This is a genomic window from Micromonospora haikouensis (assembly GCF_900091595.1).
Classification (GTDB): domain Bacteria; phylum Actinomycetota; class Actinomycetes; order Mycobacteriales; family Micromonosporaceae; genus Micromonospora; species Micromonospora haikouensis.
Genome location: NZ_FMCW01000018.1, coordinates 92,892 through 118,222, shown reverse-complemented (window position 1 = coordinate 118,222; position 25,331 = coordinate 92,892). Strand labels below are relative to the sequence as shown.

The 25,331-nt window shown below is 72.8% G+C and carries 28 protein-coding genes and 1 pseudogene; 22 read left to right on the top strand and 7 right to left on the bottom strand.

What is annotated here, in order from left to right; all coding sequences use genetic code 11:
- Positions 1 to 109: 109 nt before the first annotated feature.
- Positions 110 to 604, bottom strand: a complete 495-nt coding sequence (locus GA0070558_RS19430; protein ID WP_091282195.1) for a GNAT family N-acetyltransferase — start codon at positions 602 to 604, stop codon at positions 110 to 112.
- Positions 605 to 662: 58 nt separating this feature from the next.
- Positions 663 to 1,688: an aldo/keto reductase gene (locus GA0070558_RS19425; protein ID WP_077937505.1), complete on the bottom strand. Its 1,026-nt coding sequence runs from the start codon at positions 1,686 to 1,688 to the stop codon at positions 663 to 665.
- A gap of 221 nt (positions 1,689 to 1,909) precedes the next feature.
- Here GA0070558_RS19425 and GA0070558_RS19420 point away from each other — a divergent pair, with 221 nt between their 5' ends.
- The 3 genes from GA0070558_RS19420 (at position 1,910) to GA0070558_RS19410 (ending at position 3,872) form a co-directional block, all read left to right on the top strand.
- Entirely contained in the window at positions 1,910 to 2,323 is a 414-nt protein-coding gene (locus tag GA0070558_RS19420; protein ID WP_228986516.1) for a VOC family protein, read from the top strand.
- Positions 2,311 to 2,721: an ester cyclase gene (locus GA0070558_RS19415; protein WP_256092024.1), complete on the top strand. Its 411-nt coding sequence runs from the start codon at positions 2,311 to 2,313 to the stop codon at positions 2,719 to 2,721. Before GA0070558_RS19420 ends, GA0070558_RS19415 begins: the two co-directional genes overlap by 13 nt.
- Positions 2,722 to 3,104: 383 nt before the next feature.
- On the top strand, positions 3,105 to 3,872 hold the full coding sequence (locus GA0070558_RS19410) for an IclR family transcriptional regulator (protein WP_077937506.1): 768 nt from the start codon (positions 3,105 to 3,107) through the stop codon (positions 3,870 to 3,872).
- Here GA0070558_RS19410 and GA0070558_RS19405 read toward each other — a convergent pair.
- Both GA0070558_RS19405 and GA0070558_RS19400 read right to left on the bottom strand, forming a co-directional pair.
- A complete protein-coding gene (locus tag GA0070558_RS19405) occupies positions 3,865 to 4,719 on the bottom strand; it encodes an IclR family transcriptional regulator (RefSeq protein ID WP_158229416.1) in 855 nt (284 codons plus the stop codon). The genes GA0070558_RS19410 and GA0070558_RS19405 overlap by 8 nt on opposite strands.
- A 49-nt stretch (positions 4,720 to 4,768) precedes the next feature.
- Positions 4,769 to 6,085, bottom strand: a complete 1,317-nt coding sequence (locus GA0070558_RS19400) for a zinc-binding metallopeptidase family protein (RefSeq protein ID WP_091282188.1) — start codon at positions 6,083 to 6,085, stop codon at positions 4,769 to 4,771.
- Between the two features lie 173 nt (positions 6,086 to 6,258).
- Here GA0070558_RS19400 and fdxA point away from each other — a divergent pair, with 173 nt between their 5' ends.
- From fdxA to GA0070558_RS19365, 7 genes are read left to right on the top strand one after another with little or no spacing between them, the layout of a single operon-like run.
- Positions 6,259 to 6,570, top strand: coding sequence for a ferredoxin (gene fdxA / locus GA0070558_RS19395; RefSeq protein WP_077937509.1), 312 nt, complete (start codon positions 6,259 to 6,261; stop codon positions 6,568 to 6,570).
- A gap of 8 nt (positions 6,571 to 6,578) precedes the next feature.
- Positions 6,579 to 7,550: an NAD(P)/FAD-dependent oxidoreductase gene (locus GA0070558_RS19390; RefSeq protein WP_198956540.1), complete on the top strand. Its 972-nt coding sequence runs from the start codon at positions 6,579 to 6,581 to the stop codon at positions 7,548 to 7,550.
- Entirely contained in the window at positions 7,547 to 8,524 is a 978-nt protein-coding gene (locus GA0070558_RS19385) for a fumarylacetoacetate hydrolase family protein (RefSeq protein ID WP_091282185.1), read from the top strand. Before GA0070558_RS19390 ends, GA0070558_RS19385 begins: the two co-directional genes overlap by 4 nt.
- Entirely contained in the window at positions 8,521 to 9,681 is a 1,161-nt protein-coding gene (locus GA0070558_RS19380) for a hypothetical protein (protein WP_091282182.1), read from the top strand. The genes GA0070558_RS19385 and GA0070558_RS19380 overlap by 4 nt, the downstream gene beginning before the upstream one ends.
- Entirely contained in the window at positions 9,681 to 10,475 is a 795-nt protein-coding gene (locus GA0070558_RS19375) for an HpcH/HpaI aldolase family protein (protein ID WP_141722264.1), read from the top strand. The genes GA0070558_RS19380 and GA0070558_RS19375 overlap by 1 nt, the downstream gene beginning before the upstream one ends.
- A 26-nt stretch (positions 10,476 to 10,501) precedes the next feature.
- Positions 10,502 to 10,876 (top strand): cupin domain-containing protein, encoded by a 375-nt coding sequence (locus GA0070558_RS19370; protein WP_077937513.1) that lies wholly within the window; start codon positions 10,502 to 10,504, stop codon positions 10,874 to 10,876.
- Between the two features lie 7 nt (positions 10,877 to 10,883).
- The gene (locus GA0070558_RS19365) at positions 10,884 to 11,807 is read left to right on the top strand and encodes a ribokinase (protein WP_091282178.1); all 924 of its coding nucleotides are present in this window, start codon (positions 10,884 to 10,886) and stop codon (positions 11,805 to 11,807) included.
- Positions 11,808 to 12,214: 407 nt separating this feature from the next.
- Here the strand turns inward: GA0070558_RS19365 and GA0070558_RS19360 are convergent, their stop codons facing one another.
- Positions 12,215 to 13,321, bottom strand: a complete 1,107-nt coding sequence (locus GA0070558_RS19360) for an acetamidase/formamidase family protein (protein WP_043963180.1) — start codon at positions 13,319 to 13,321, stop codon at positions 12,215 to 12,217.
- A 265-nt stretch (positions 13,322 to 13,586) separates the two neighbouring features.
- Between GA0070558_RS19360 and GA0070558_RS19355 the strand changes: the two genes are divergently transcribed.
- From GA0070558_RS19355 to GA0070558_RS19340, 4 genes are read left to right on the top strand one after another with little or no spacing between them, the layout of a single operon-like run.
- Positions 13,587 to 14,966 carry an aromatic ring-hydroxylating oxygenase subunit alpha gene (locus tag GA0070558_RS19355; protein WP_043963181.1) on the top strand — a complete coding sequence of 460 codons (1,380 nt, stop codon included), beginning with the start codon at positions 13,587 to 13,589 and terminating at the stop codon, positions 14,964 to 14,966.
- A 5-nt stretch (positions 14,967 to 14,971) separates the two neighbouring features.
- Entirely contained in the window at positions 14,972 to 15,499 is a 528-nt protein-coding gene (locus tag GA0070558_RS19350) for an aromatic-ring-hydroxylating dioxygenase subunit beta (RefSeq protein ID WP_199486027.1), read from the top strand.
- Positions 15,500 to 15,521: 22 nt separating this feature from the next.
- Complete coding sequence (locus GA0070558_RS19345) at positions 15,522 to 15,839, top strand: Dabb family protein (protein ID WP_158229418.1); 318 nt, start codon at positions 15,522 to 15,524, stop codon at positions 15,837 to 15,839.
- Positions 15,836 to 16,729, top strand: coding sequence for a VOC family protein (locus tag GA0070558_RS19340; RefSeq protein ID WP_077937516.1), 894 nt, complete (start codon positions 15,836 to 15,838; stop codon positions 16,727 to 16,729). The genes GA0070558_RS19345 and GA0070558_RS19340 overlap by 4 nt, the downstream gene beginning before the upstream one ends.
- A 52-nt stretch (positions 16,730 to 16,781) precedes the next feature.
- Here the strand turns inward: GA0070558_RS19340 and GA0070558_RS19335 are convergent.
- Positions 16,782 to 17,524: pseudogene (locus GA0070558_RS19335) on the bottom strand (YqjF family protein).
- Between the two features lie 103 nt (positions 17,525 to 17,627).
- Between GA0070558_RS19335 and GA0070558_RS19330 the strand changes: the two are divergent.
- From GA0070558_RS19330 to GA0070558_RS19305, 6 genes are all read left to right on the top strand, one after another.
- Complete coding sequence (locus GA0070558_RS19330; RefSeq protein WP_091282175.1) at positions 17,628 to 18,122, top strand: hypothetical protein; 495 nt, start codon at positions 17,628 to 17,630, stop codon at positions 18,120 to 18,122.
- A gap of 297 nt (positions 18,123 to 18,419) precedes the next feature.
- A complete protein-coding gene (locus GA0070558_RS19325; protein ID WP_091282172.1) occupies positions 18,420 to 19,820 on the top strand; it encodes a pectinesterase family protein in 1,401 nt (466 codons plus the stop codon).
- Positions 19,821 to 19,861: 41 nt separating this feature from the next.
- Positions 19,862 to 21,232, top strand: coding sequence for a cellulose binding domain-containing protein (locus GA0070558_RS19320; RefSeq protein ID WP_091282169.1), 1,371 nt, complete (start codon positions 19,862 to 19,864; stop codon positions 21,230 to 21,232).
- 85 nt (positions 21,233 to 21,317) lie between these two features.
- Positions 21,318 to 21,686 (top strand): nuclear transport factor 2 family protein, encoded by a 369-nt coding sequence (locus GA0070558_RS19315; RefSeq protein WP_091282166.1) that lies wholly within the window; start codon positions 21,318 to 21,320, stop codon positions 21,684 to 21,686.
- Between the two features lie 313 nt (positions 21,687 to 21,999).
- Positions 22,000 to 22,908, top strand: coding sequence for a hypothetical protein (locus tag GA0070558_RS19310; RefSeq protein WP_091282162.1), 909 nt, complete (start codon positions 22,000 to 22,002; stop codon positions 22,906 to 22,908).
- A gap of 416 nt (positions 22,909 to 23,324) precedes the next feature.
- Positions 23,325 to 23,747, top strand: coding sequence for a GNAT family N-acetyltransferase (locus GA0070558_RS19305; protein ID WP_218107035.1), 423 nt, complete (start codon positions 23,325 to 23,327; stop codon positions 23,745 to 23,747).
- 42 nt (positions 23,748 to 23,789) lie between these two features.
- On the opposite strand, the gene GA0070558_RS19300 is transcribed toward GA0070558_RS19305, so the two are convergent.
- Positions 23,790 to 24,026 (bottom strand): GntR family transcriptional regulator, encoded by a 237-nt coding sequence (locus tag GA0070558_RS19300; RefSeq protein WP_091282158.1) that lies wholly within the window; start codon positions 24,024 to 24,026, stop codon positions 23,790 to 23,792.
- Positions 24,027 to 24,142: 116 nt separating this feature from the next.
- Here GA0070558_RS19300 and GA0070558_RS19295 point away from each other — a divergent pair, with 116 nt between their 5' ends.
- Positions 24,143 to 24,415 (top strand): hypothetical protein, encoded by a 273-nt coding sequence (locus tag GA0070558_RS19295; RefSeq protein WP_141722263.1) that lies wholly within the window; start codon positions 24,143 to 24,145, stop codon positions 24,413 to 24,415.
- On the top strand, positions 24,408 to 25,289 hold the full coding sequence (locus GA0070558_RS19290; RefSeq protein ID WP_091282150.1) for a helix-turn-helix domain-containing protein: 882 nt from the start codon (positions 24,408 to 24,410) through the stop codon (positions 25,287 to 25,289). The genes GA0070558_RS19295 and GA0070558_RS19290 overlap by 8 nt, the downstream gene beginning before the upstream one ends.
- Positions 25,290 to 25,331: the final 42 nt, after the last annotated feature.

Below are 25,331 nucleotides of genomic sequence, written 5' to 3'. Positions count from 1 at the left end.
AGTTAACATGTGACCGCTCACACGGGCAAGCAAAGGAGCCGACGGTGATCGTCGGTCGCCAATGGGGTTACGTCCGGTGTTCCCGCCGCGAGCCGCCCGGTGGAGTGCGTCAGGCGAGTTGCTCGTCACCTCGGATGCGGGCGTGGAGGTGCATGTCGTGCCGGCCGTCGGAGTGGACGGCGTCGCTGCCCTCGCCCAGTGCCCAGGCGCTCAGGCCGGTCAGTGCGCGCGAGGCCACCCCCGCTCCCCTGGCGGCGGGAAGCACCCAGTAGGCGCACCCCGCGACACCGTCATCGAGGTTCAGGCCACCCATGGCGATACGTCCCAGCACCTCGCCGTCGCTGCGGGTCACTGCCCAACTGGCACCGGTTTCCCGCGCCCACGCCTGACGATACTGATCGAACCATTCGTGGACCTGCTCCTGGGAGGCAGGCTGACGAGTGTGCCAGTGCCGAATCTCCGGGTCCGCGTAGGCGGCGAAGAAGACCGCCGCGTCGCAGGGCGCCCACGGGCGCAGGAACAGCCCGCCCGCAGCGGGAAGCACCGGCTGCGGGCGGGCGGCAAACGTCCCGGCGGGGATGGCCGGCGGTGTCGAGAGGGCCACGGGGGCACCCTATCCAGCGATGCCGCCCTCGCGGCCGGGGCGACGGCCGCCTGTGGCGTCAGCGCCGCCGCAGGGCCGGGTCGGTCAGCGCCGGCGGCTGGTACCCGGCGTCGGCCGGGTTGACGTTGTGGCCCGGCGGCACCAGCGCGTCGATGCGGTCCAGCACGTCGGCCGGGAGCCCGTCGAGCTGGCCCGCGCCGAGCTGGCTACGCAGCTGCTCCAGGGTGCGGGGGCCGATGACGGCGCTGGTCACGGCCGGGTGGCTGAGCACGAAGCCCAGTGCCAGCTCGATCAGCGTCAGGCCGCTCTCCCGGGCCAGCGCGTCCAGCTCGCCGACCAGGTCGAGCTTGCGGTCGCGGGCGGCGGCGTCGCGGAAGTCGAAGTGGTCGCCGTTGCGCCCGGCGCGGGAGTCCGCCGGCACGCTGCCCGCGCGGTACTTGCCCGTCAGCCAGCCGCCGTTGAGCGGGCTGAAGACCATCACCCCGAGCCGGTGCCGCTCGCAGGTCGGCAGCACGCCGGCCTCGGCGCCCCGGGCCAGGATCGAGTACGCCAGCTGCTCGGTGGTGAAGCGTTCCCGCTGGCGCTGCTGCGCGACCCACTGCGCCTCGACGATCTGCTCGGCGGGGAACGCGGAGGTGCCGATGAGGCGTACCTTGCCCTGCCGGACCAGGTCGGACAGGGCGCCGAGGGTCTCGTCGACGTCGGTGCGCGGGTCGGGGCGGTGCACCTGGTAGACGTCGATCCAGTCGGTGCCCAGTCGGCGCAGGCTGTCCTCGACCGCCTGCGTGATCCACCGCCGGGAGTTGCCCCGCCGGTTGCGGTCGGTGCCCATCGGCTCGTGGAACTTGGTGGCCAGCACCACGTCGTCGCGCCGCCCGCGCAGCGCCCGGCCGACGATCTCCTCGGTCTCGCCATGCGCGTACACGTCGGCGGTGTCGACCAGGTTGACCCCGGCGTCGAGCGCCTCGGCGACGATCCGGTGGCACTCCTTCTCGTCGGTGTTGCCCCACGCGCCGAACATCATCGTGCCGAGGCAGAGCGTGCTGACCTCGACGCCCGTGCCGCCGAGCCTGCGGTAGCGCATGATCTGATCGTCCTCCTGCTGGTGTGTGTGACCACGCTGGCACGCCGACCCGACCCCCGGCACTGTCCCGCCGGGTCGAATCGGCCCGGACGGGTTTGTGTCCCCGGCACATCGCCGCCGCGACCGGGGGACGAATAGGCTGGTGACAGCGTTGTTATGGACATTCCGGCACGGTGGAGGTACTCATGGGGACCGGCCTGACCCAAGCCCGATGGACGCACGTGGCACTGCCCACCGGCGACCTCGACAAGGCGATCGCGTTCTACACCACGCTCACCCCGCTGGTGGTGGTGGAGCGGTTCGCCGACGCCGACGGGGAGAGCGTGTGGCTCTCCAACGACAAGCAGGTCGAGACGCCGTTCGTGCTGGTGCTCGTCTCGTTCAACAAGGACAAGGGCGGCCAGCTCGGCCTGCTCCACCCGTTCGCGCACATCGGCATCGAGGTGCCGCAGCGCTCGGACGTCGACGAGATCGCCGCGCGGGCCCGCGAGCTGGGCTGCCTGCACTGGGAGCCCCGCCAGATGCCGCCGCCGGTCGGCTACATCTGCGCGCTGAAAGACCCCGACGGCAACGTCATCGAGATCTCCCACGACCAGCAGGTGTTCGACACCGTACGGCGGCTGTGGGGGAACTGACCGCGGCGGGGACCCGGGCCGCGGTGCTGCGCTACCTGGCCGCGCTGAACGCCCACGACGCCGACGCCGTCGCCGCCTGCGTCAGCGTCGGCTTCGTCAACGAGCACACCGCCGGGCTCGGTCGCGGGGTGGTCGGCCGGGCCGGCTACCGGGAGCGGCTCGACGGCTTCCTGGCCGAGTTCGCCGACCTCCGCTACGAGGTGGAGGAGCTGATCGTCGAGGGGGACCGGGCCGCGCTGGCGTACCGGATGTCGTTCCGGCTCGTCTCCGCGGGCCGGGCCCCGGTGCGCGTGCGCGGGATGTTCCGGTTCCGGGTCGACGCCGACGGCCTGGTCGCGCACCGGGTCGACTACTGGGACAGCGGCGAGGTGCACCGGCAGCTCGCCGTCGAGCAGTGACTGGGCGTGGTCGCCGCGCCTGGGCCGATGTCGCCGGCTGGCCCCTTTGCTCTGCACCCACGGACGCAGCGGTCGCTGAGAGTAGTTGACCGCTGCCGGTTGCTGTTGGTGGCACTCCGCAGAATTGCAGCGTGACGGCCGTGTTGCCTCGGTGGGTGCAGAGCAAAGGGTGCGGGGTGCGTGGTCCGGTCTCGCGGGGCGTGACGCAGCGTCAGCGCCGGCCGGGCCTCGGCGGCCTGGCACCCCTATATCGCGCACCGTAGTCGGAGAGTGTGGCGGAGGGGCGGCGGCCACGCCGCCCCTCCGCCACGTTCGCGCCCCTCCCGTCGCGCTGGGTAGAGTGCGCATCCTGCGGAGACGACGGGGATGCGCGAGGTGACGCGATGGCGGTCGGGGTCGGGGTGGAGGAACATCACGGCGACGCGCCGGCGATCCAGACCGTGCAGCGGGCCGCCACCATCCTGAAGGCGTTCTCCGCCGAGCGGCCCCGGCTCACGCTGGCCGAGCTGACCGCCGACCTCGCGATCAGCCGGGCCACCGCCCACCGGTACGCCCGCGCGCTGCGCGCGGCCAACCTGCTGCGCTTCGACACGGCCACCGCCACGTACACGCTGGGCCCGCAGGTGCTGGCGATGGAGGCCGCCGCCCGCGCGGCGCTGCCCATCGTCACCGCCGCCGAGCCCTACCTGGACCGGCTGACCCGGCTCACCAACCAGACCTCGGTGCTCAGCGTGTGGAACGGCGAGAGCCCGATCGTGGTCCGCTGCATGGACAACGTCAGCGGCGACGTGCGGCTGAGCGTGCGTACGGGCTCGCCGCTGGACCTGGTGCGCTCGGCGCAGGGCCGGGTGTTCTGCGCGTACCTGCCACCCGCCGAGGCCCCCGTGGTGGCCCGCCAGCTGCGCCTGTCGGCCGGGCTGCGGGCGGTGGTCGAGCAGGTGCGCCGCGACGGGTTCGCCGTCAACTCGCCGGAGGACTTCGGGGTGCGGGTGCTGGCCGCGCCGGTGTTCGAGCGTACCCAGGTGGTGGCCGCGTTGGGCGTGCTCGGCACGGACGCGGTGCTCTCCGGTGCGGCGGAGGCCGCGGCGGCGGACACCCTGCTGCGCATCGCGCGCGAGTTGTCCGAGGGGCTCGGCGCGGCCGTCAGCTGACCCGGCCGGCGCTCCCGCGTGCCGCCGGGGGACGGGAACGGTGGCCGTTGCCGTTCTCCGGCGCGGGGTGGTGGCCGGTGCCGGTGCTGCCCAGCTCGGCGGTGACCAGGGCGGCGACGCGCTGCAGGGCGATGGCGAGCGGGGTGTCGGTGCCCTCCGGCACGGAGGTGGTGGTGCCGACGATGGCCATCGCGGCGATCAGCGTGCTGCCGCGGAAGATGGGCGCGGCGATGCTGCGCACGCCGTTGGCCGACGGCGTGTTCGCCGAGATGCCGGTGCGGCGGATCTTGTCGACCTCCCGGCGCAGCTCGGCCGAGGCGGCCAGCTCGTCGGCCAGCCCGACCACGTCGTCCTCGGGCAGGAAGGCGCAGAAGACCCGGCCCTGGGCGGACTCGGTGCGCGAGAGCCGGGAGCCGGTGCGGACGCTGACGCGGATGACCCGGTCGGTGTTGTCGTCGGCGCGGACGACCACGGCCGTGTCGCCGTCCCAGACGCTGAGCACCACGGTCTCGTCGATCTCGCGGACGAGCTGCTGCATGTGCGGGCCGGCGATGCTGATCACCGGCATCGCGGCGCGCGCGGCGGCGGAGAGGGTCAGGATCTGCGGGCCGAGCGAGTAGAGTCCCTCCCGCTCGTCGTAGCGCAGCAGGTTGCTCTCGCGCAGCGCCTTGGTGTAGCGGTGGGCCGTCGCCTTGCTGGTGCCGAGGCTGGCGGTCAGTTCGTTGAGGCTGAGTCGTGGGCGCGCCGCGGTGAACGCGTTGAGGATGACCGCCGCGCGCTGCACGGTCTGGATCGCCGGGGCGCTCTGGTCCGCGTTCTTCCCCGGCGAGGGGCTGTCGTCCGCCATCTGGATCCCTCGTTGCGTGAAGTGAGACAGTATCATGGCATATGGCACATCAGGCTGTCGATATCTGCCGGCTTCGTAGCGCGATGTCGGCATAAATCCGGGCGAAACGTGTCAGCTCGGCCACCGCGTAGCGGTCCCGCCGAGGGTCGCCCGGGTCCGCCGGCAGCGACGGCGGGCCCAGCCGGACGGTCGGCACCCCCCGCCCGCGCAGCACCACCCCGTCGGTCGACCCCGTCCAGCCCCGGATCGGCTGGGGCGCGTGGCCGTGCGCGGCCCGCCAGGCGGCGTCGGCCCAGTGGCAGATCGGGGCGTCGGGATCGGTGGCGGCGGCCGGGTGGACGGGCCAGCCGGTCACGCTCACCCCGCAGTCGCCCAGCGGGGTGCCGCGCAGCCTCTCGGCCAGCGTCGCGGCCAGGGCGTCGGCGATCTCCGCCGGCTCGTCGCCGGGGACCGTCACCAGGTAGAGGTGGAAGTCGAGCCGCCCGGGCAGCAGGTCGGGCTTGCCCGGTTGGCCGGCCCGCACCGCGCCGATGCCCACCTCCGCCCCGACCTGGCCGCCGCGCCCGGCGCGACTGGCCAGGTGCGCGGCGCGGAACGCCTCCAGCGCCGCGACCACCCGGCCGAGGTGCGCCAGCAGGCCCCCCGGCGGGACGGCGGCGTCGCGGAACAACGCCGGATGGAACCGGCTGGTCAGCCGTACCCGGACGAACATGGCCCCCGGCTCGGCGGTGAGCACGCCCGGCGGGCCGCTCTTGGCCACCACGGCGGCGGTCGGCAGCGGGTGCCGGTCCAGGTGGTGGGCCACCCCGCCGGCGGTGGGGCCGGCGTCGGGGTCGGTGCGGTGGGTGCCGGCGGCGGCGAGCAGCAGGGTCAGCCGGTGCGGCCGGCCGGCGGCCCGGCACGCGCCGGCCGCCGCGGCGAAGCCGACCAGGGCGGCGGCGGTCGCCGCGCGGGCCACCCCGAGGCCGAAGCCGCTGACCACCCGCTCGGCGCCCGTCCCGGCCGGCCTGATCGGCTCGGGCGCGGGGGCGTCCAGGCCGGTGATCGGCGCGTCGAACTCGGCCCCGCCGGTCAGCGACGTGTCCAGGTGCGAGTAGAGGAGCAGCTCCGGCGCGGTGCCGAGGGCGGAGGAGCCGACCAGGTTGGCGCTGTCGGGCAGCGCCGCCGTCGGGTCCAGGGGGTCGACCCGCCAGGACAGCTCCGGCCAGCGCGCGGCGGCCCAGTCGGCGAGCCGGTGGGCCGTGGCCCGTTCCCGGCCGTACGGGCTGTGCTCCGCCCCCAGCGCGGCCAGCGCGTCGAGGACGCCCGCCTCGTCGATCGCCTCCTCGGCCGCCCGTCGCAGTGCCGCCGGCACCTCGTCGTCCATCCCCGCGCTCCCGCCGCCGTGACTTCATTCAAGATGACGTCTCGTATGTTGACATACTCGGGATGGCTTCTCTAGCGTGACCTGACATCAACGACATCGCCCCGCATCCGGCGACGTCAGCGCGACGGTCAGCGGTGCGGATGCGGACGGCCGACCCAACCGCTGGAGGACCGATGACCTACGTGGTCACCGACGAGTGTGTGGACGTGCAGGATCGGTCCTGCGTCGAGGAGTGCCCCGTGGACTGCATCTACGAGGGCGACCGGATGATGTACATCAACCCGGACGAGTGCGTCGACTGCGGGCGCTGCGAGCCGGTCTGCCCCGTCACGTCGATCTTCCACCTGGAGGACCTGCCGGCCGACCGGGCCCACTTCGGCCCGATCAACGCCGAGTTCTTCGGCGAGATCGGCAGCCCCGGCGGGGCCCGCAAGATCGGTCGGGTCGGCCGCGACCACCCGGCCGTCGCGGGGAGCGCCACCTGATGGGCGAGCTGCACGAGGTCGACCTCGCGATCGTCGGCGCCGGCCCCGCGGGCCTGTACGCCACCTACTACGCCGGCTTCCGCGGGATGAGCGTGGCGGTGATCGACTCGCTGCCCGAACCCGGCGGCCAGATCGCCGCCCTCTACCCCGAGAAGGCCATCTACGACATCGCCGGCCTGCCCTCGGTGCGCGGCCAGGAACTCGTCGACGCCCTGCTCACCCAGGCCGCCACCGCCAAGCCGACGTTCCTGCTCGGCGAGAGCGCCGTCGATCTGACGACCGCCGAGGACCACGTGCTCATCGGCACCGACGCCGGCACCCAGGTGCGCGCCAAGGCCGTCCTGCTCACCGCCGGCATCGGCACCTTCACCCCCCGCGAGCTGCCCGTCGGCAGCGACTACCTCGGCCGGGGCCTGCGCTACTTCGTGCCCCGCCTCGACGAGCTCGCCGGCCAGGAGGTCGTCGTGGTCGGGGGCGGCGACTCCGCCGTCGACTGGGCCCTCGCGCTGGAGCCGCACGCCCGCAGCGTCACCCTGGTGCACCGCCGGCCGCAGTTCCGCGCTCACGAGCACAGCGTCGCCCAACTGGAGGCGTCCACCGTGCGCGTGGTCACCCCGTACGAGGTGTGCGGCATCGCCGGGGAGCAGAACGTCACCTCCGTGACGATCGCCGAGGTGCGCGGCGAGGGCCGCGAGGAGCTGCCCGCGCAGGCGGTGGTGGCCGCCCTCGGCTTCATCGCCGACCTCAGCGCCATGGAACGCTGGGGCCTGGAGATGCACCGGCGCTACGTCGCCGTCGACCGGTCGATGCGCACCAACCTGCCGCGCGTCTTCGCCGCCGGCGACATCACCGACTACGAGGGCAAGGTGCGGCTGATCTCCGTCGGCTTCGGCGAGGCCGCCGCCGCCGTCAACAACCTGGCCCCCCTGGTCAACCCGGCGCTGGGCACGGTGCCCGGACACTCCTCGGACGCGGCATGACCGCCCCCCGCGACGACGCCCGGCACACCGCCGGCGACGGCACGCATCTGGTCGCCACCCGGCACGGGCTGGGCCGGCTCACCGGCGACGGCGACGTCGAGCTGCTCGATCTGCCGTACGCCGACGTGGCCGCGCTGCTGCGCGCGGGCGCCGGGCTCGCCCCGGCCCGCGTCGCGGCCGTGCGCCGCCGGCTGCCGCTGGACGCCCTCGCGGGCGACGTCGTCGCCCCGCTGGGCGGGACGCCGGCCGTGTGGGGGGTGGGCCTCAACTACCACTGCAAGGCGCGCACCACCGGGCGGCCCCTGCCCACCCAGCCCGTGCTCTACCTCAAGTCGCCCAACGCCGGCTCCGGCCCCGACGACACCGTGCCGCTGCCCACCTCGGTCAGCGCGCAGTCCGACTACGAGGGCGAGGTCGCCCTGGTCATCGGTGCGCGGATGCACCACACGCCCGCCGAGCGGGCCTGGGCGCACGTCGCCGGGATCACCGCCGCCAACGACCTGACCTGCCGCGACGTGATGGTCGCCTCCGGCAGCCCCACCCTGGCCAAGAGCTTCCCCGGCTTCGGCGCGCTCGGCGCCTCGGTGCTCGGCCTGGACGCGGTCGCCGACCGCGACGCCATCGGCGTACGGACCACGGTCAACGGGGAGCTGCGCCAGCAGGCCAGCACCGCCGACCTCATCTTCCCGGTGCCCGACCTGCTCGCCTGGATCTCCCGGTACGTGGTGCTGGAGCCGGGCGACGTGGTGCTCACCGGCACCCCCACCGGCACCGGCCAGGACCGGGGCTGCTTCCTGAGCCCCGGCGACCTGGTCGAGGTCACCGTCGCCGGGGTGCTGCCGCTGCGCACCCGGTTCCGCGCCGACACCCCGGCCCCGGCAGCCGAGACCCCGGCCCCAGCGGCCGAGCCCGACCCCCTTCCCGGCGACGCCCGCCCGTCGCTGCCGCTTCGTACAGAGAGTCTGATGCCATGACTGACGACAGTTCCCCGCGCTACGACCTGGTGCTGGCCGGCGGCGAGGTGTTCGACGCCGCCACCGGCGCCAGCCAGGTGACCGACGTCGCGGTGACCGGCGACCGGGTGGCCCGGATCGCCCCCGGCCTCGCCGCGCAGGGCCGGCAGGTCGTCGACTGCTCCGGGCAGTACGTGCTGCCGGGCCTGGTCGAGGCGCACACCCACATCTTCGCCGAGGTCTCCAAGGTCGGCGCGCCGCCGGACGAGGCGCACCTGCACCGGGGCGTCGTCGCGGCCTGCGACGCCGGCACCGTCGGCGCGTCCACCTTCGCCGCGTTCGAGCGCTTCGTCGCCGCCCCGGCCCGGATGCGGCTGGTCAACTTCCTCAACGTCTCGGTCCTCGGCCTGATCGACTTCCGGTTCGGCGAGTTGCTCAACCCGGGCACGCTGGTGCCGGAGGACGCCCTGGAGATCGCCGCCGCCAACCCGCACCGGGTCCGTGGCTTCAAGATCCGCCTCTCCGAGGACGTCGTGGGGCTGGAGTGGCGGACGCTGCTCAAGCGCTCCCTGGCGCTGTCGGCCGAGGCCGGGCTCCCGCTGATGATCCACATCGGGGAGACCCCGGAGCCGCTGCCGGTGATCCTCGACCTGCTGCGCCCCGGCGACGTCGTGGCCCACTGCTACACCGGCAAGCCGTACGGCATCCTCGGCGACGGCAAGGTCCTGCCCGAGGTGTACGCCGCCCGCGAGCGCGGCGTGCTGTTCGAGTCGGCCCACGGCAAGAGCAACCTGAGCTTCGCCGTGGCCCGCCCGGCCATCGAGCAGGGCTTCCTGCCCGACGTGATCACCTCCGACACCAGCGGCCGCAACTGGCGCGGCCCGGTGTTCGACCTGGTCACCAGCATGGCCAAGCTGCGGGCCATGGGCATGACCATGGAGCAGATCGTGCCCCGGGTGACATCCGCCCCGGCCCGCCTGACCGGCCTCGACGCCGAGGGCTACGGCAGCCTCGTCGAGGGCGGCCCGGCCCATGTCACGGTCCTCGCCGACGCCGAGGAGGCCGAGCTGCCCGACGCCGCCGGCAACCGGATCGTCGCGCCGCGGCTGGAGCCGAGCCTGGTGCTGCTCGCCGGCGAGCAGGTGCCGACCGTGCCGTGGCGGGGCCTGAACCGCTGATGCCCGCCACCGATGCCGAGCCGCCCGTCGGCGTGCACCGCTCCCGCAGGCGACTGCGGGCGGCGCTGCGCGGTGGCGGGCGGCTCGTCGGCACGTTCCTCAAGCTGCCCGGCCCCGACGTGGTGGCCCTGGCCACCCAGGCGGGGCTCGACTTCGTCGTGGTCGACCTGGAGCACTCCGCGCTGGACGAGCGCACCGCCGCCGACCAGCTCCGGTTCGCCGCCGCGCTCGGCCTGCCGGCGCTGGTCCGGGTGCCGGCGGTCGACCCGGGCCAGGTCAACCGGCTGCTGGAGGCCGGCGCCGTCGGGGTCCAGCTCTCCACCGTCCGCAGCCGGGCCGAGGTGGAGGCGCTGCGCGCGGCCAGCCGGTACGCCCCGCACGGGCGACGCAGCATCAGCCTCGCCCACCCGGCGGCCGGCTACGGCGTCGGCGGCCTCGACCGGTACCTGGCGGCGGAGGCCGCAGACCCGCCGCTGCTGGTCGCCCAGATCGAGACGGCGACCACCGACGACCCCCTGCCCGACCTGCTGGCCGGCGTGGACGTCGGGTTCGTCGGCACCACCGACCTGGCGGTCAGCCTCGGCCTCGCCAGCACCGACGACCCGACGCCGCTGCTGCGGCGCACCGGCGACGTCGCCGAGGCGGCCCGGGGGACCGGGGCCGCGCTGGGCGGCTGGGCGGCCGACCGCACGGCCGAGGCCCTGGGCCGGTACGGCCTCACCGACGCCGGCTACCTGGTGGTCGGCTCGGACCTGCAACTGCTCGGCGCCGGCCTGCGCCGGCTCGCCGGCTGACCCCCACCCGGAAAGGGAGCGCTGACATGCTCAACCCGCAGCTCTACGGCATCGCGGTGAACTGGGACGACATCCCGGCCACCGACGTGCGGCCCGGGGTGCGCCGCAAGGTGTACGCCACCGACGAGGTCGTGCTGGCCTGGCACGAACTGAGCGTGGGCATGACGCTCAACCCGCACCACCACGACGACTTCGACCAGCTCGTGCTGATCCTCGGCGGCCGGTGCAACTACTACGTCGACGGGGTGGCGAACCCGATGGGGGCGGGCTCGATGCTGCTCGTGCCGCGCGGCGCGGAGCACTACGTCGAGCCGACCGAGGGCCCCTGCATCAACCTGGACGTCTTCGCGCCGCCCCGGGCGGACTTCCTGGCGCACGCCTGGCGTCCCGGGCAGGACTGAGGCCGCCGTGACCGACATCGTGGTGGTGGGCAGCCTCAACGTCGACGTGGTGGTGCCCCTGGCCGAGCTGCCCGCGCCCGGACAGACCGTGCTCGGCACCGCCGACCACCGGCGTGCCGGTGGCGGCAAGGGCGCCAACCAGGCGGTCGCCGCCGCCCGGCTGGGCCGCCGCGTCGCCATGGTCGGCGCGGTCGGCGACGACCCGGAGGGGGAGTGGCTCACCGGGCTGCTCGCCGCCGAGGGCGTGGACACGACCGGGGTGCTGCGCGCACCCCGCCCGACCGGTCAGGCGATCGTGCTGGTCACCGCCGACGGCGACAGCACCATCGCGGTCAGCTCCGGGGCCAACATGTGGCTCGCGCCCGAGCACCTCGCGCCGTCGTACGACCTGATCGCCTCGGCCCGCGCGGTGCTGTTGCAGCAGGAGGTCGGCGCCGAGGTGGTCGCCGCCGCGGTGGCCGCGGCGGGTGGCCTGGTGGTGCTCAACCCGGCCCCGGCCCGACCGGTGGACGCGGCGACCCTGGCCCGGGTCGACATCCTGGTGCCGAACCGGGGCGAGCTGGCGGCCCTGGCCGGGGCTCCGGCCGCGGCGTCCCCACCCGGCCCGGCAGATCCGGCGGCGATGGCCGGGCTGCCCGCGCTGGCCCGGTCGTTGGGGACGCGGGGGCCGGTGGTGGTGACCCTCGGCGCGGACGGCGCGCTGGTGGTCACCGCCGACCGGGAGTGGCTGGTGCCGGCCGAGCGCGTCGACGCGGTGGACGCCACCGGCGCGGGGGACACCTTCTGCGCGGCGCTGGCCGACGCCCTGCTCGACGGCGCGGCGATCGACGAGGCGGCCCGTTGGGCGAGCCGGGTGGCGGCGGTGACCGTGACCCGGCCGGGCGCGATGGCCGCCGCGCCCCGTCGCGCCGAGGTGCCGGCGGCCTCGTAGGGGCCGCAGCGGGCACCGGGGGTGGAGCCCACCCCGGCTCGCCCACCGGTGCCGGCCACGGTGCGTGTGCATGCTGGTGCCGTCTGCCGGTGGGGTCGCCGCCTTCACGCTCCGTGGCGCTCCTTCGACCCCGGACAACGTCGCGCGCTCGCTTTGCTCTGCACCCACCCACGCAGCACCCCACCCACCAGGCGGAATCTCGGACGCCGATGTCCGGGGGTGAAGCGGCCCGTCACGGCGGGTCAACCGTTGCGTATCCGGGTGCAGAGCAAAGGGCGCCGGGGGACTCGTGGCCGCAGGGCGGCGGCGCGTGACGGTACGTCACCTGCCGGGCGGCTCTGCGGGCCCACCCACCCGCTCGCCCGCCCGCCCCGGCGGCGCTGCCGGGAGGCGGACGGGCGGGCGGCTCAGACGTGGGCCGGGAAGTCCGCCTTGCGGATCAGGCAGTGGATGCCCTTCACCCCGTCGACGACCTGGCTGACCTCGAAGTCGGCGGCGGCGCTCAGGTAGGCCAGGGCGGTCTGCGGCGGCATGCCCTGGGTGCGGGCGAGGAAGGCGACGGCGGCGCGTACGGCCCGGCGCATCGCCTCGTCGAGGTCGCTGTGCAGGCCGACGGGCAGCCAGTGGGTGGCGGTCTCGGCGAAGGGGCCGTCGGCGACGCCCAGCGCCCCCGCCTGCGCCTGCGGGACGACCGACAGCCGCAACGTGGCCCGCAGCGGCGCCTCCAGGGCGGTCAGCGCCACCTCGCCGTCGCCCTGGGCGTAGTGCGGGTCGCCGGCGTAGAAGCCGGCCCCGGGCAGCTGCACGGGCAGGTAGAGGGCGGAGCCGATCTGGAGCTCGTTGATGTCGAGGTTGCCGCCGAACGCGCCGGGCGGCACGGAGTGCACCGGGTCGTCGGTGTCCACCGCCACGCCCATCAGGCCGAGGAACGGGGCGAGGGGGAAGCGGGCGGCGCGCCCGTCGCCGTACGGCAGCGTCCCGTACAGCCGGCCACCGCTGCTGACGACCTCGGTGAAGTGGCAGACGCTGCCGTACTCGCGGGGGACGTCACCGCCCGCGCCGGTGTCGGTCGGGGTGAGCGGGAACTCGCCGGGCAGCGCGCCATAGCCGTGGCGGCTGCTGACGAAGCCGTACGGGGCCCGGATGAGCAGGTCGAGGACCTCGACGCGGAGCACGTCGCCCGGTTCGGCCCCGTCGACCGCGATGGGCCCGGTGACCACGTGCGGCCCGTCGGCGTCGTAGTCGTGGGCGACGTCGGAGGCGGCCAGGTCGCGGGCGTCGGCGAGGACCCCGTCGGCGGGTACGTCGAACTGCTTGAGGTACGCGACCGGGTCGCGGCCCTGGTCCTCCAGGATCCCCTCGTGGCTGAGCGTGTCGATCGTCACCGTCTCGCCGGAGCGGATCCGCAGGACGGGTTCGTGCCGCCGGGCGGGCAGCCGCCCCCACAGGCAGGTGTCGGGCGTGCTGGGCAGGTAGTGGGTTCCAGCGATTGGGCCTTCGTGCGGCTGGAGCATGGGATCCTCCGGGAGGGGTGACACCGGCTGGCGGTGCGATGGGCGGCGTGCGGCGCAGGGGGCCCGTGCTCGCGGTGCAGCGGCGTGGCCGCGCCCTGTCGACGTTCGGCATCGTGGCCAACGAAACCGCCGTTGCGTGTTGCGCCCGTATTAACAGCGAGTAACCCGGTGCCGGAGTATCTCCTGCTCTTGACAGGTGGCGGGCCCGGATAGCAGCATCGTGGTGCGAGACGCTGTCTCGCATGACGTAGAAGGCGGTGAGGTGATGGCGCAGCAGACGCCGGTACGCCCGCTCGGTGCACCCGGTGACGGCGCGATGATCGACGAGGACTGGGAGGCGCTGCGGTTCCGCGTGCACCGCTCGGCGTACCGCGAGCCGGAGGTGTTCGCCGAGGAGATCGCGCGGATCTGGGGGCACACCTGGCTCTACCTCGGTCACGAGACGGAGATCCCGAAGGCGGGCGACTTCAAGACCCGCACGCTGGGCGGGCGTCCGCTGATCTTCTGCCGCGACGCCGACGGCGAGGTGCGGGTGTTCTTCAACTCCTGCACCCACCGGGGCACCGTGCTGTGCCGGCACAGCGAGGGCAACACCAAGTTCTTCCAGTGCTTCTACCACGCCTGGGCGTTCAGCAACTCCGGCGAACTGGCCGCGCTGCCCGGCGACGACGCGTACCCCGACGACCCGGCCTTCCGGGCGTCGATGGCGCTGCGTCAGGTGCCCCGTCTGCAGATCCACGAGGGCTTCGTCTTCATCGCCTTCGACCCCGACGTGCCCGACCTGCTGACCCACCTCGGCCCGGCGGCACACTACATGTCGCTCACGGCCAAGATCGGCGAGCGCGGCATGACCACCCTGCCCGGGGTGCAGCTCTACAGCGTCAAGGGCAACTGGAAGCTGGCCGTCGAGAACGCCATGGACGGCTACCACTTCGCCCCGACGCACAACACGTTCGTCGGCTACCTGCGCGAGACCGGCTTCGCCGTCACCGACGACGACCAGTACGCCTACGACCTCGGCGGCGGCCACGGCCTGCTCGTCCTCACCGGACACAACGGCCGCATCGGCATGGTCTGGGAGCCCCGCTTCGGCGAGGAGGAGAAGGAGCGCACCGTCGTCAAGCGGCGCGAGCTGGAGGCCCGCCTCGGGCCCGAGCTCGCCGCCGAGGTGGCCGACGCCAGCCGCATCCTGTTCGTCTTCCCCAACCTGTTGCTGTTCGACCTGGAGGCGCTGACCATCCGGCAGCTCGAACCGGTCGCCGCCGACCGCACCGACGTGCGGGCGTGGCAGTTCGTCGAGGTCGGCGAGCCCGAGTCGGTGCGCGCGCTGCGGATCAAGACGATGGTCAGCTTCGTCGGGCCGGGCGGCCTGGCCACCCCCGACGACATCGAGGCGTACGAGGCGGTGCAGCGCGGCATCATCGCCACCGCCGACGCGGCCGACCCCGCCCACGACTGGAGCGACATGTCGCGCGGCATGGCCAACGAGAAGCAGGGCAACCAGGGGCGCTCGATCGACGAGGGCGCGATGCGCAGCTTCTGGCGGCACTGGGCGCACGTCGTCGGCGCGTCCACCAGCGTGGCCGGCGCGCCGCCGGCCGGTGCCCCGGCGAGCGGCCCGGCCGCCGCCAGGGCGGGGGAGTGAGCGCCGTGACGTCGACCAACGGCAGCCGTGGGGGAGTGGTGAGTGTGGAGTCGCGCGAGGTCACCCGCGCCGAGGTGGAGGAGTTCCTCTACCGCGAGGCCCAGCTGCTCGACGAGTGGCGCCTCGACGAGTGGTTGACCCTCTTCGAGCCCGGCGGCCGGCTGGAGGTGCCGACCACCGACTGGGCCGGCTGGGACGCCACCACCGCCGGCTACTTCGTCGCCGACGACTACGAGCTGATCCGGGCCCGGGTCAAGCGGCTCAAGAGCCGCAAGGCGCACGCCGAGAACCCGCACTCGCGCACCCACCGCATGGTGTCCAACGTCATCCTGCTGGAGGCCGGCGCCGAGACCGTCTGGATCACCGCGAACTTCGTCATCCACCGCTACCGCGACGGCGGCGCCTACACCTACGTGGGCCGCTACGAGCACGTGCTCAAGGTCGAGGCCGACGGGCTGCGGTTCCGGGTGCGGCGGGCCGTGCCGGTGATGGAGTCCATGGACCCCGGCGCCCGACTCAGCTTCATCCTCTGAGCCGGCCGCCATGATCACCCACATGCTCGTTTTCCGCTTCCGCGACGACCTGCCGCCCGGCGCGGCCGAGTCCGTCCTGGCCGAGCTGGAGACGTTCCCGTCGCAGTATCCGGCGATGCGCAACTGGCGCAGCGGGGCCAACGTCAGCACCCGCGACGACACCATGAGCCACGGCTTCGTCGTGGAGTTCCCCACCGAGCAGGACCTGCTCGACTACCTGCACAGCGACTCGCACGAGCGGTTCGTCCGGGAACGCTGGCGTCCGGTCGTCGAGCGCCAGGCCATCGTCAGCTTCCCCACCGCCGGGGACCACCAGCACACCGAGAGGGGTAGCAGATGACCACCGAGGCCGCCGCCCGCCGCCGCGGGCCGTACGGCATGGAGTACGCCCGGATCGAGGTGCCGGACCTGGCCGCCTCCATCGAGTTCCTCCAGTACCACGTCGGCCTGCAGCTGGAGCAGCACGACGACGAGTACGCCTTCCTGCGCGCCGACATCGAGCACCACAGCATCGAGCTGGTCGCCGCGCCGCAGCGGGAGGTCTCCTGGACCACGGCGGTCGGGTTCAGCGTCGAGTCCGACGCGGTCCTCGACGACCTGCGGGAGCGGGTCACCGCGGCCGGGCACGAGGTGCTGGAGCTGGCCGACCGGGTCAAGGGCCTCGTCCAGCGCGGCTTCGCCGTCAAGGACCCCAACGGCCTGATCGTCGAGCTGTTCACCGAGTTCGCCGAGTACGCCGAGCCGCCGCTGATCGAGCTGCGCCCGCTGGACCTGGTGCACCCGTTCCTCGCCACCGAGAAGTACGAGGAGACCCTGCGCTTCTACACCGAGGTGCTCGGCTTCCTCGTCTCCGACTACGTCGGCGACGTGACGGCCTTCCTGCGCAGCGAGGACCGCTACCACCACAGCCTGGCGATCCAGCGCAACAAGGAGTTCTACGTCGCGCACCTGTGCTTCATGATGAAGAGCTTCGACCACGTGATGCGCGGCCGGGCGCGGGCCCAGTACAAGCAGGTGCCCATCGCCTCGGACCTGGTCAACCACTCCGCGTCGACGTCGATCGCCTTCTACATGCACGACCCGGTGCACGGGCCGCGCTACGAGCTGTGCGACCGGCACCGGGTCTTCACGCCCGAGGAGCACGAGACCCACCGGGCCCGCCGCATGTCGGTGGACCCCCGCAACATCGACGTGTGGCGGCCGGCCGCCGACGACTGGGGCCGGTTCTGACCCCACCCCCTCTCGTCGCGCGCCGGTCCGGCGGCGGGCCCCTGCCGGCCCGTCAGCCGGGCCGGCGCGCGAGGGTGGGCAGGCCGAACACGACCGGCACGCCGGGGGAGTAGAGCACGCTCACCGGCGCCTCGGTGGGCGCGGGCAGCCCGGCGGCGGCGACCAGCTCGTCGTCCAGGCTCAGCAGCTCGGCCCGGTGCAGCGGCCAGCGGGGGTGCCAGTTCGGCAGGCGCAGTGTGCGCCCGTACGCCAGGGTGTGCAGCCCCAGCGGGCGGTGAGGAAGTGTTCCAGCGGCGTCGGGTCGGCGATCGGGTCGCCGACCCGGACCACCATGCGGCTCGCCGCGCCGGCCGGGCCGGGCCAGCGGCGCCGGCAGCGGTACGTGAGGGTGTCGCCGTCGCGGTCCAGCCGCATCCTGGACCACAGGTACGGCAGCCGCAGGCTCGCCCGGGCGACGAGCACGGGAACCAGCCGGGACGCGTCGAGCGACCGGAACACCACGGCCCGCCGCCCGGCGTCGTCGACGGAGTAGAGCCGGACGTTGGTCTCCCAGAAGGTGCCGAGGTAGGGCACCCCCGGCCCCCGGCCGAGGCCCAGCCCGACCATCCGGAAGCCGACGAGGCCGACGTGGGCCGCCCCGTCGAGGGTGTCGGGGCGGGTGTCGGCGGGCAGCAGCGGCGCGACGAGCTCCGGCGCGACCGCCCAGTGCACGAAGGTCAGGTCCGTCCAGCGTTGCCGCAGGCTCGCCCGGGGGAACGCCCGGACGGGGGCGGCGTCGACCGGCTCGATGTCCACGCCCCATCCTCCCATGCCATCCTCCTAGGATGGCTTATGCGGCGTGTGTCCGCCCGCACCACGCCGCGGGCTAGGATCCACTGTCGACATCGGGGGTGGAGTAGTGGCGTACGGGCGGACGTGGCTGTCTCGGCCGCCGGCCGTCACCGTGGACCAGTGGGGCCAGTCGCAGCGCGGGATCCCGCACGAGCAGGCGGCGCAGAACACCGCAGCCCTGGAGACCCTCGTCGGGGGTGGGTCGACCGGCACCGTGGCCGTCGGCTACGAGACCGCCTACCGGTCGAAGTCGGCGGTCGTCGGCGCGGTGGCCGGAAAGGTGGCGGATCCCGCGCGGGCGCTGGACGAACTGTTCGCCTGGTGGCCGTGGGTGGGGGGCGTCCAGCCCGTGCCACCCGGCCCGCTGGGCGGTGAGGTGCGCTGCGGCAAGGGCGTCGAGAAGCTCCCCGAGGGCGGCTACGAGGGCAAGTACGTCGACCTGTGCGCGTGGGCCGACCGACACACCATCGGCATGGTGGTCTTCCGGGGGTTCGGGGAACGCAACAAGCCCGAGGACATGTTCCTACGGGTGCGGTCCCAGGTGGAACGCCCCGCCTCCTGATCGCCCGGCGGGAGGCTCGCCGGGCCGCCGCATCGGCGAACATCTCGCCCAGTACGCGAGGTGTGGAAAGCGCTTTACAGCACGTCCGTGCCGTGCCACGATATGGCCCCGTAATATCGGTAGTGATGGATGGAAGGGTGTGTGGCTGGACCGGGTCCGCCCCCGTCCACGCGGATCGCCCTGTCACGCTGCCGACGCCGATCTCCGGCGTCGGCAGCGACGGCCTGCCCACACCCGTCCGTGGCGGTCGCCGTCGCCCGTGTCCACCAGCAGACCAGGACCCCTGGGAGAGTCAGCGTGAGAGTTCTGTCGAGTCGGCGGCGAGCATTGTCGGTGGCCGCCGCCGCCCTCACCACCGCCACCACGGTCGTCGCGGGCGTCGCGACGACCAGCTCCGCGCAGGCCGCCGCCGGCTGCCAGGTCACCTATGCGGTGACCAGTCAGTGGGCCGGCGGCTTCAGCGCCAACATCACGATCAAGAACCTGGGGGACGCCATCAACGGCTGGCGTCTCGGCTGGTCGTTCACCGCAGGTCAGGCCGTGACCCAGTCCTGGGGCTTCACCGCGAGCCCGGCCAGCGGCAACGTGGTCGCGACGAACGCGGACTACGCCGCGTCGATCCCGACCAACGGCGCGGTGGACGTCGGCTTCAACGGGTCCTGGAACAACTCCAGCAACCCCGCGCCGACCGCCTTCACCCTCAACGGCACCACCTGCACCGGGACGACCGCGCCCACCACCGCGCCCCCGACCACGGCCCCGCCGACGACCCCACCGCCGACGACTCCGCCGCCGACGACCCCGCCGCCGGCCGGGACGCCGACCGTGGCGGCCGACGGCACCGGCACCTACCGCACGGTCCAGGCCGCGATCAACGCGGTGCCGACGAACAACAGCTCGCGGGTCACCATCACCATCAAGCCGGGCACCTACCGCGAGGTCGTCACGGTGCCGGCCAACAAGCCCCACATCACCCTGCGGGGCCTGGGCTCGTCGCCGTCGAACACCGTGCTGGTCTACAACAACTACGCCGCCACCCACGGCACCTTCAACAGCGCGAGCATGTTCGTCTACGGGGCCAACTTCGTCGCCGAGAACCTGACGATCTCCAACGACTACGTCGAGAACTGGAACAACAGCGACCAGCAGGCGGTCGCCCTGCACCTCAACGCCGACCGGGCGGTGCTGCGCAACGTGCGGCTGCTCGGCGACCAGGACACCTTCCTGGTCAACGACAACACCCGTGCCTACGTGGTCGACTCCTACGTGGAGGGCACCGTCGACTTCATCTTCGGCGGCGGCACCATCGTGCTCGACCGGGCCTCGATCTACGAGAAGCGGTCCACCGGCGGGCCGATCACGGCCGCCCGCACGGCCGCCGGCAAGACGTACGGGATGCTGATCTACCGCTCGACGATCACCGGCGCGACCAACAACACCACCACCCTCGGCCGGCCGTGGGGGCCGACCGCCCAGGTCCTCTACCGGGAGTCGTCGCTGAGCGCGACCATCAAGACCGCGCAGCCCTGGACGGACATGTCGGGCAACTCCTGGAAGAACGCCCGCTTCCTGGAATACAAGAACACCGGCTCCGGTGCGGGCGTCAACAGCAACCGTCCGCAGCTCAGCGACGCCCAGGCGGCCAACTACACGCCGCAGAAGTATCTCGCGGGCTCCGACGGCTGGAACCCGATGTGACCCCGGCCGGCAACCACCTTCCCCACTCTTCCGGAGACCCGATGACGACGAAGAAGGCGCGCGGCACCTGGCGCTCCGCGCTGGTGCTGGGCACGACCGCCGCGCTCGCGGCGGTGGGCGCGGTGACGGCGGTCTCCGCGCAGGCCGCGGCGGGCTGCCGCGTCGACTACCGGGTGGCCAGCACGTGGGACGGCGGCTTCAACGGCGACGTGACGATCACCAACCTGGGTGACGCCGTCAACGGGTGGAAGCTGACCTGGACGTTCACCGCCGGCCAGCAGGTGACCCAGGCGTGGAACGCGACGATCCCCACCGGGACGTCCACCATCACCGCGACCAACGTCGGCTACAACGCGGCGATTCCCACCAACGGCACGGCCGCCTTCGGGTTCAGCGCGACGCAGAGCGGCAGCAACCCGGTGCCGACGAGCTTCGCGCTCAACGGCACCGCCTGCACCGGAGGGGTCACGCCCACCACCGGCGCCCCGCCGCCGACCACCCCGCCCCCGACCAGTGGCGTGCCGTACGCCAACAGCCCCGACGGGTTCGCCGGGGCGGCCGGTACCACCGGCGGCGCGGGCGGCACCACGGTCACCGTGACCAACCAGGCCGACCTGGAGAGGTACGCCAGCTCCAGCGCGGCGTACGTCATCCGGGTCAACGCGGCGATCAGCGTGAGCCCGTACGGCAAGGAGATCCCGGTCAAGTCCAACAAGACGATCGTGGGCGTCGGCACCACCGGCCAGATCGTCAACGGCGGGTTCTTCCTCGCCGCGGGCACCAGCAACGTCATCATCCGGAACCTGACCATCCGCGACACCCGGATGGCCTCGGACGACCCGGACGACAAGGACTTCGACTACGACGGCATCCAGATGGACACCGCGAACAGGATCTGGATCGACCACAACCAGATCGTGCGGATGAACGACGGCCTGATCGACAGCCGCAAGGACACCACGAACCTGACCGTGTCGTGGAACGTCATCGCCGAGGGCAACAAGGCGTTCGGCATCGGCTGGACCACCAACGTCACCGCCCGGATGACCATCCACCACAACTGGATCCACCACACCAACTCGCGCAACCCCAGCACCGACAACGTGGCGTACGCCCACCTCTACAACAACTACCTGCAGAGCGTCACGGGCTACGGCAACTATTCGCGCGGCGCCACGAAGATGGTCCTGGAGAACAGCTACTTCGACGGCGTGAAGGACCCGTTCTACCGGGACGACACCGCCGAGCTGCGCCAGTCCGGCAGCATCGTGGTCAACTCCTCGGGCAAGCAGCAGACCGGCGGCTCGGCGTTCAACCCGGGCAGCTTCTACTCCTACACCCTGCACCCGGCGTCCCAGGTGCCGAGCCTGGTCAAGACGTACGCCGGGCCGCAGTCCGCCATCGGCAGCTGAGCCGTTCGACGGGGGACCAGCGGTGGCCCGCCCGATCCGTCGGGCGGGCCACCGCTGCGCGTCCTGACCGTCGGAGAATGAGGGCATGACGACGAGTGACCAACCGGACGTGGCGGACCTGCTCCGTCGCCTCTACGCCTCCTTCAACGCGCGTGACATCGACGAGATCGTCGCCGTCCTGAGCCCCCGGGTCGACTGGCCCAACATGATCGACGGCGTCCGCCTCGTCGGGCCGGCGGAGGTGGGGCGCTACTGGCGACGCCAGTTCGACACCATCGATCCCCGGGTCGAGCCGCGGGCCATCGTCGCGGAGCCCGACGGGCGGGTGCGGGTCGAGGTGCACCAGGTCGTCAGGTCCCTCGACGGCGAGGTGCTGGCCGACCAGCTGGTGCAGCACGTCTACACCATCCGGGGCGGGCTGGTGGAACGCATGGACGTCCGCGAGTCGGCCTGATCGCGGCTGGCCCGGTCACCCGCCACGTCAGTTCAGTGATCTTGGTCACAGATTCGATCCGCGTGGCTTGATTGTCCGTAAAGCGTGATCCCCTGCGGGGTTTCCCCCTTCCTTGCAGCCCGCGTCCCATTGCCGGGACCCTTCAGGGGTCGGTGAACGCCGTCGGTTGCTGCACGGAAAGTAGTTCGGCGTCACGCCGAGTGTTCCGCCGGGGCCCGTTGCCGATCATGGGCGGCCCTCCGGTTTGTGCCGCTCACTACCCTGATCGATGATCCAGTGCCTGGGCACCCGTCGACAGTGATAAGGGCTTCAGATGAGCAGCAATCACCCTCCGTACGGAGGGCAGCCGGATCCGAACGTCACCCCGTGGAGCGGGCCGCCCGCCCAGCCCGCCGGGTACCCCGCGTATGGCCAGCCCGCCTACGGCCAGCCCGCCTACGGCCAGCCCGCCTACGGCCAGCCGGGGCCGCCGCAGTTCGGTGCCCCCATGCCGCCGCCGCAGAAGTCGAACCGGGGCCTGATCATCGGCCTGGCCGCCGGTGCCGTGGTCGTCGTCCTCGCGATCTGCGGCGCCGGCATCGGGCTCGCCCTCGTCGGTGACGACGAAGACCCCACCCCGATCGCGTCCGGCCCCGCGACGGCGGCCCCGAGCAACGGCAACCCCCAGCCCGGCACGGAGACTTCGGCCACCCCCGAGCCGGCCGAGTCCCAGGAACAGCCGAACAACAACAACGCGCTGACGGCGCGCTACTCCAGCGACCTGTCCGGGGTCTGCGACGGTAGCCCGATCCTGAACGCGGCGACCTACAGCGGTCCGTCCGGGGCCAAGGCGTACACCTTCGCGAACTCCATCGAGCGGCCCACGTTCTGGTCGACGAAGTCGGTCAGCTCGGCCAAGCCGTACTACGCGAAGTCGGCCGACTTCACGTCGGTGTCGGTGGTCGCCTGCCTCAAGGTCGACGAGGGCAGCGAGGGCACGCCCAAGAAGTGCGACTACAAGGACAACTCCGGCAAGCAGGTCACGATCTCCTACATCTCGTCGCGCTACACGATGACCTTCTACGCGGCGAAGACCGCGGAGAAGATCGGCGACGGCGGCACCGTGAACGCCCCGGCCAACCGGTGCCCGAGCTTCATCTCGTACAACAAGATCACCATGAAGTCGTACGCCTCGCCGGACAGCGGCACCATCGAGGCGGCCCTGGACAAGTTCCTGTCCTGAGGCGGTTCGAGCGATACGGGGAGGGACGGATCATCGTCCCTCCCCGTTGTTGTGGAAGACGACGGTCGACGTAGTGGGGACGGGTCCTATGGAGCTGAGTCGTCTACGTCATCACCCCGTCACCCACCCCGGCCTCTGTCGCGCCGGGCGCCGGTGCCCACCGCGTCCCGGGCCGGTGATCAAGAGGTTTGCGTCACCGTCGAGATCAACTCTGACGCTTTTCTCTTGATCACGGGGGCAAGTGGGGGCGGTTGCGGCGGTAGCGTTGGCGGGATGGGGCTTGGTTATCCTGCGGTGGAACTCACTGACGGGGTCGTGCGCCTTCGTCCGTGGCGCGAGGATGATCTGGATTGCCTCCGGGTGGCTGCCCTGGATCCGCGGATTCCCGAGGCCACCACGGTTCCAAAGGATTCTCAGTGGATGCGGCGGGTGCGTTCGTTCGCAGACAGTGGAGCCGGGTGGAGGGCGGTCAAGGGATCTCGCTCGCGGTCGCCGATGCCGTGACCGGTCAGGCCGTCGGTTCGGTTGTGGTCATGCTGCGACCACAGCCGGGTGTCGCCGGCCTCGGGTACTGGCTCATCCCCTCGGCGCGGGGGCATGGGTATGCCAGGCGAGCGGCGACGCTGGCTACTTCGTGGGCGCTGGATGTCGCGGGCATCGCGCGGGTGGAGGCGTGGGTCGAGCCGGACAACGAGGCGTCCCGGCGGGTCCTCGCCGCTGCCGGATTCGAGCAGGAGGGGGTGCTGCGCAGCTTCCTGACCTTTCCTGACCGGCGTGCTGACGCCGTCGTCTTCTCCCGGATCCGAGATCCCGCCGGCGAAAGGGCTGAGGGTGGTTGAGGCGAGTCCGGGAGGCTGTGGCCTCAGGATCCTGGCGACACTCTACGACTGCTGTCCCGAGTCGTCGGCAACGAAGACGCCGATGCCCTGCCTACCTTCCAGGACGCCCGACTCGATCAGGATGTCGATGGCTTTCCTGACCGTCACACCCGAGGTGTCGTACTGATCGGCAAGCTCCTTGGTCGTCGGCAGCTTGTCACCGGGCTTCAGGATCCCGGCGTTGATCCTGTCCAGGATGTCCTGCCGGATCCTTCGCCACAGCGGCACGTACGGCACCATGCGCCGACTCCATCACGGCCGGCTTCACGTGGTGCAAGCTATGCCTTGTTTAAAGTCTATGCCTTGAAAGACTTGTTTGGTTGTAAACTTCGACGGCGTGATGAAGGGGAGGCGGCATGGGTAGGCGGTGGAAGTGGTTCTTGCGGGCCGGGAAGGTCGCGGTGGACCTGACCGGGCAGGTGGTGCCCGACGCGGACGGGCCGGGGCGCTGGCGGCGGCGGGTGGTCGAGGCGGTCGTACCCGATGGGGTGGCGACCTCGCGGTGTGACGGCGCGGTCGGCCACGGGTGGCCCGAGCGGCGGCGGGCGGCGGACCGGCCGAACCAGCGCGCGGACCGCTACCGGTCGCAGTTGCCCGCCCAGCGGCGCGGGGAGGGTTCCGATGGTTGAGGCCACAGGCTCGTCGGTGCCGCGTCGGCAGCTCGGGCGGGCGCTGCGGGACTTGCGCACCGAGGCGTGCATGACGCTGGACGGCGTGGCCGAGGCGCTGGAGTGCAGCCGGCAGAAGGTGTGGCGCATCGAGAGCGGCCTCGGCCCGGCGCGCGGGGTCGACGTGCGGGCCATGTGCGAGCTGTACGGGGCGCGGCGCGAGCTGACCGCCGCGCTGGTCGCCCTGGCCGGCGAGACGCGGGGGAGGGGCTGGTGGCACGCCTACGGCGATCCCGTGCCCGACTGGTTCGACCTCCACGGCGGCCTGGAGTCCGCCGCGTGCCGGCTGCGCGTGCACGCCGGGGCGCTGGTGCCCGCGCTGTTGCAGACCCGGGCGTACGCTGCCGCGACGTGCCCGCCCCGGCCCGGCGCGACCGACGAGGAGCGGGACCGGCCGGTCGAGGCGCGGCTGCTGCGGCAGGGCCTGCTCCGACGGCGGCTGCCCCGGCCGCCCCGGTTCGAGGTGATGCTCTGCGAGGCGGCGCTGCTGCGGGTGGTGGGCGGCGCGGAGGTCATGGCCGGGCAACTCCGGCACCTGGTGGAGGCGAGCCGGCTGCCGCACGTGTCGATCCGGGTGCTGCCGCTCGCCGCCGGGGCGCACGACGGGGCGGTCGCCGGCTCGTTCGTGCTGCTGGACTTCCCGCTCGGCCTGCGTGTCGACCCCGACCCGCCGGTGGTCTACCAGGAGTCGCTGACCGGTGCGCTCTATCTCGACCGGCCGGCGGAGTGGGCCCCGTACGAGAGGGCCTGGGCGGGCCTGGAGGCGCTGGCGCTGGGCGAGGAGGAGTCGCGGCGGCTGATCGTCAAGATCGGCGAGGAGGCGCACCACGGCTGAGCGGACGGCTCCCGGCCGCTCCGGGCCCATGCGATCCGGCTG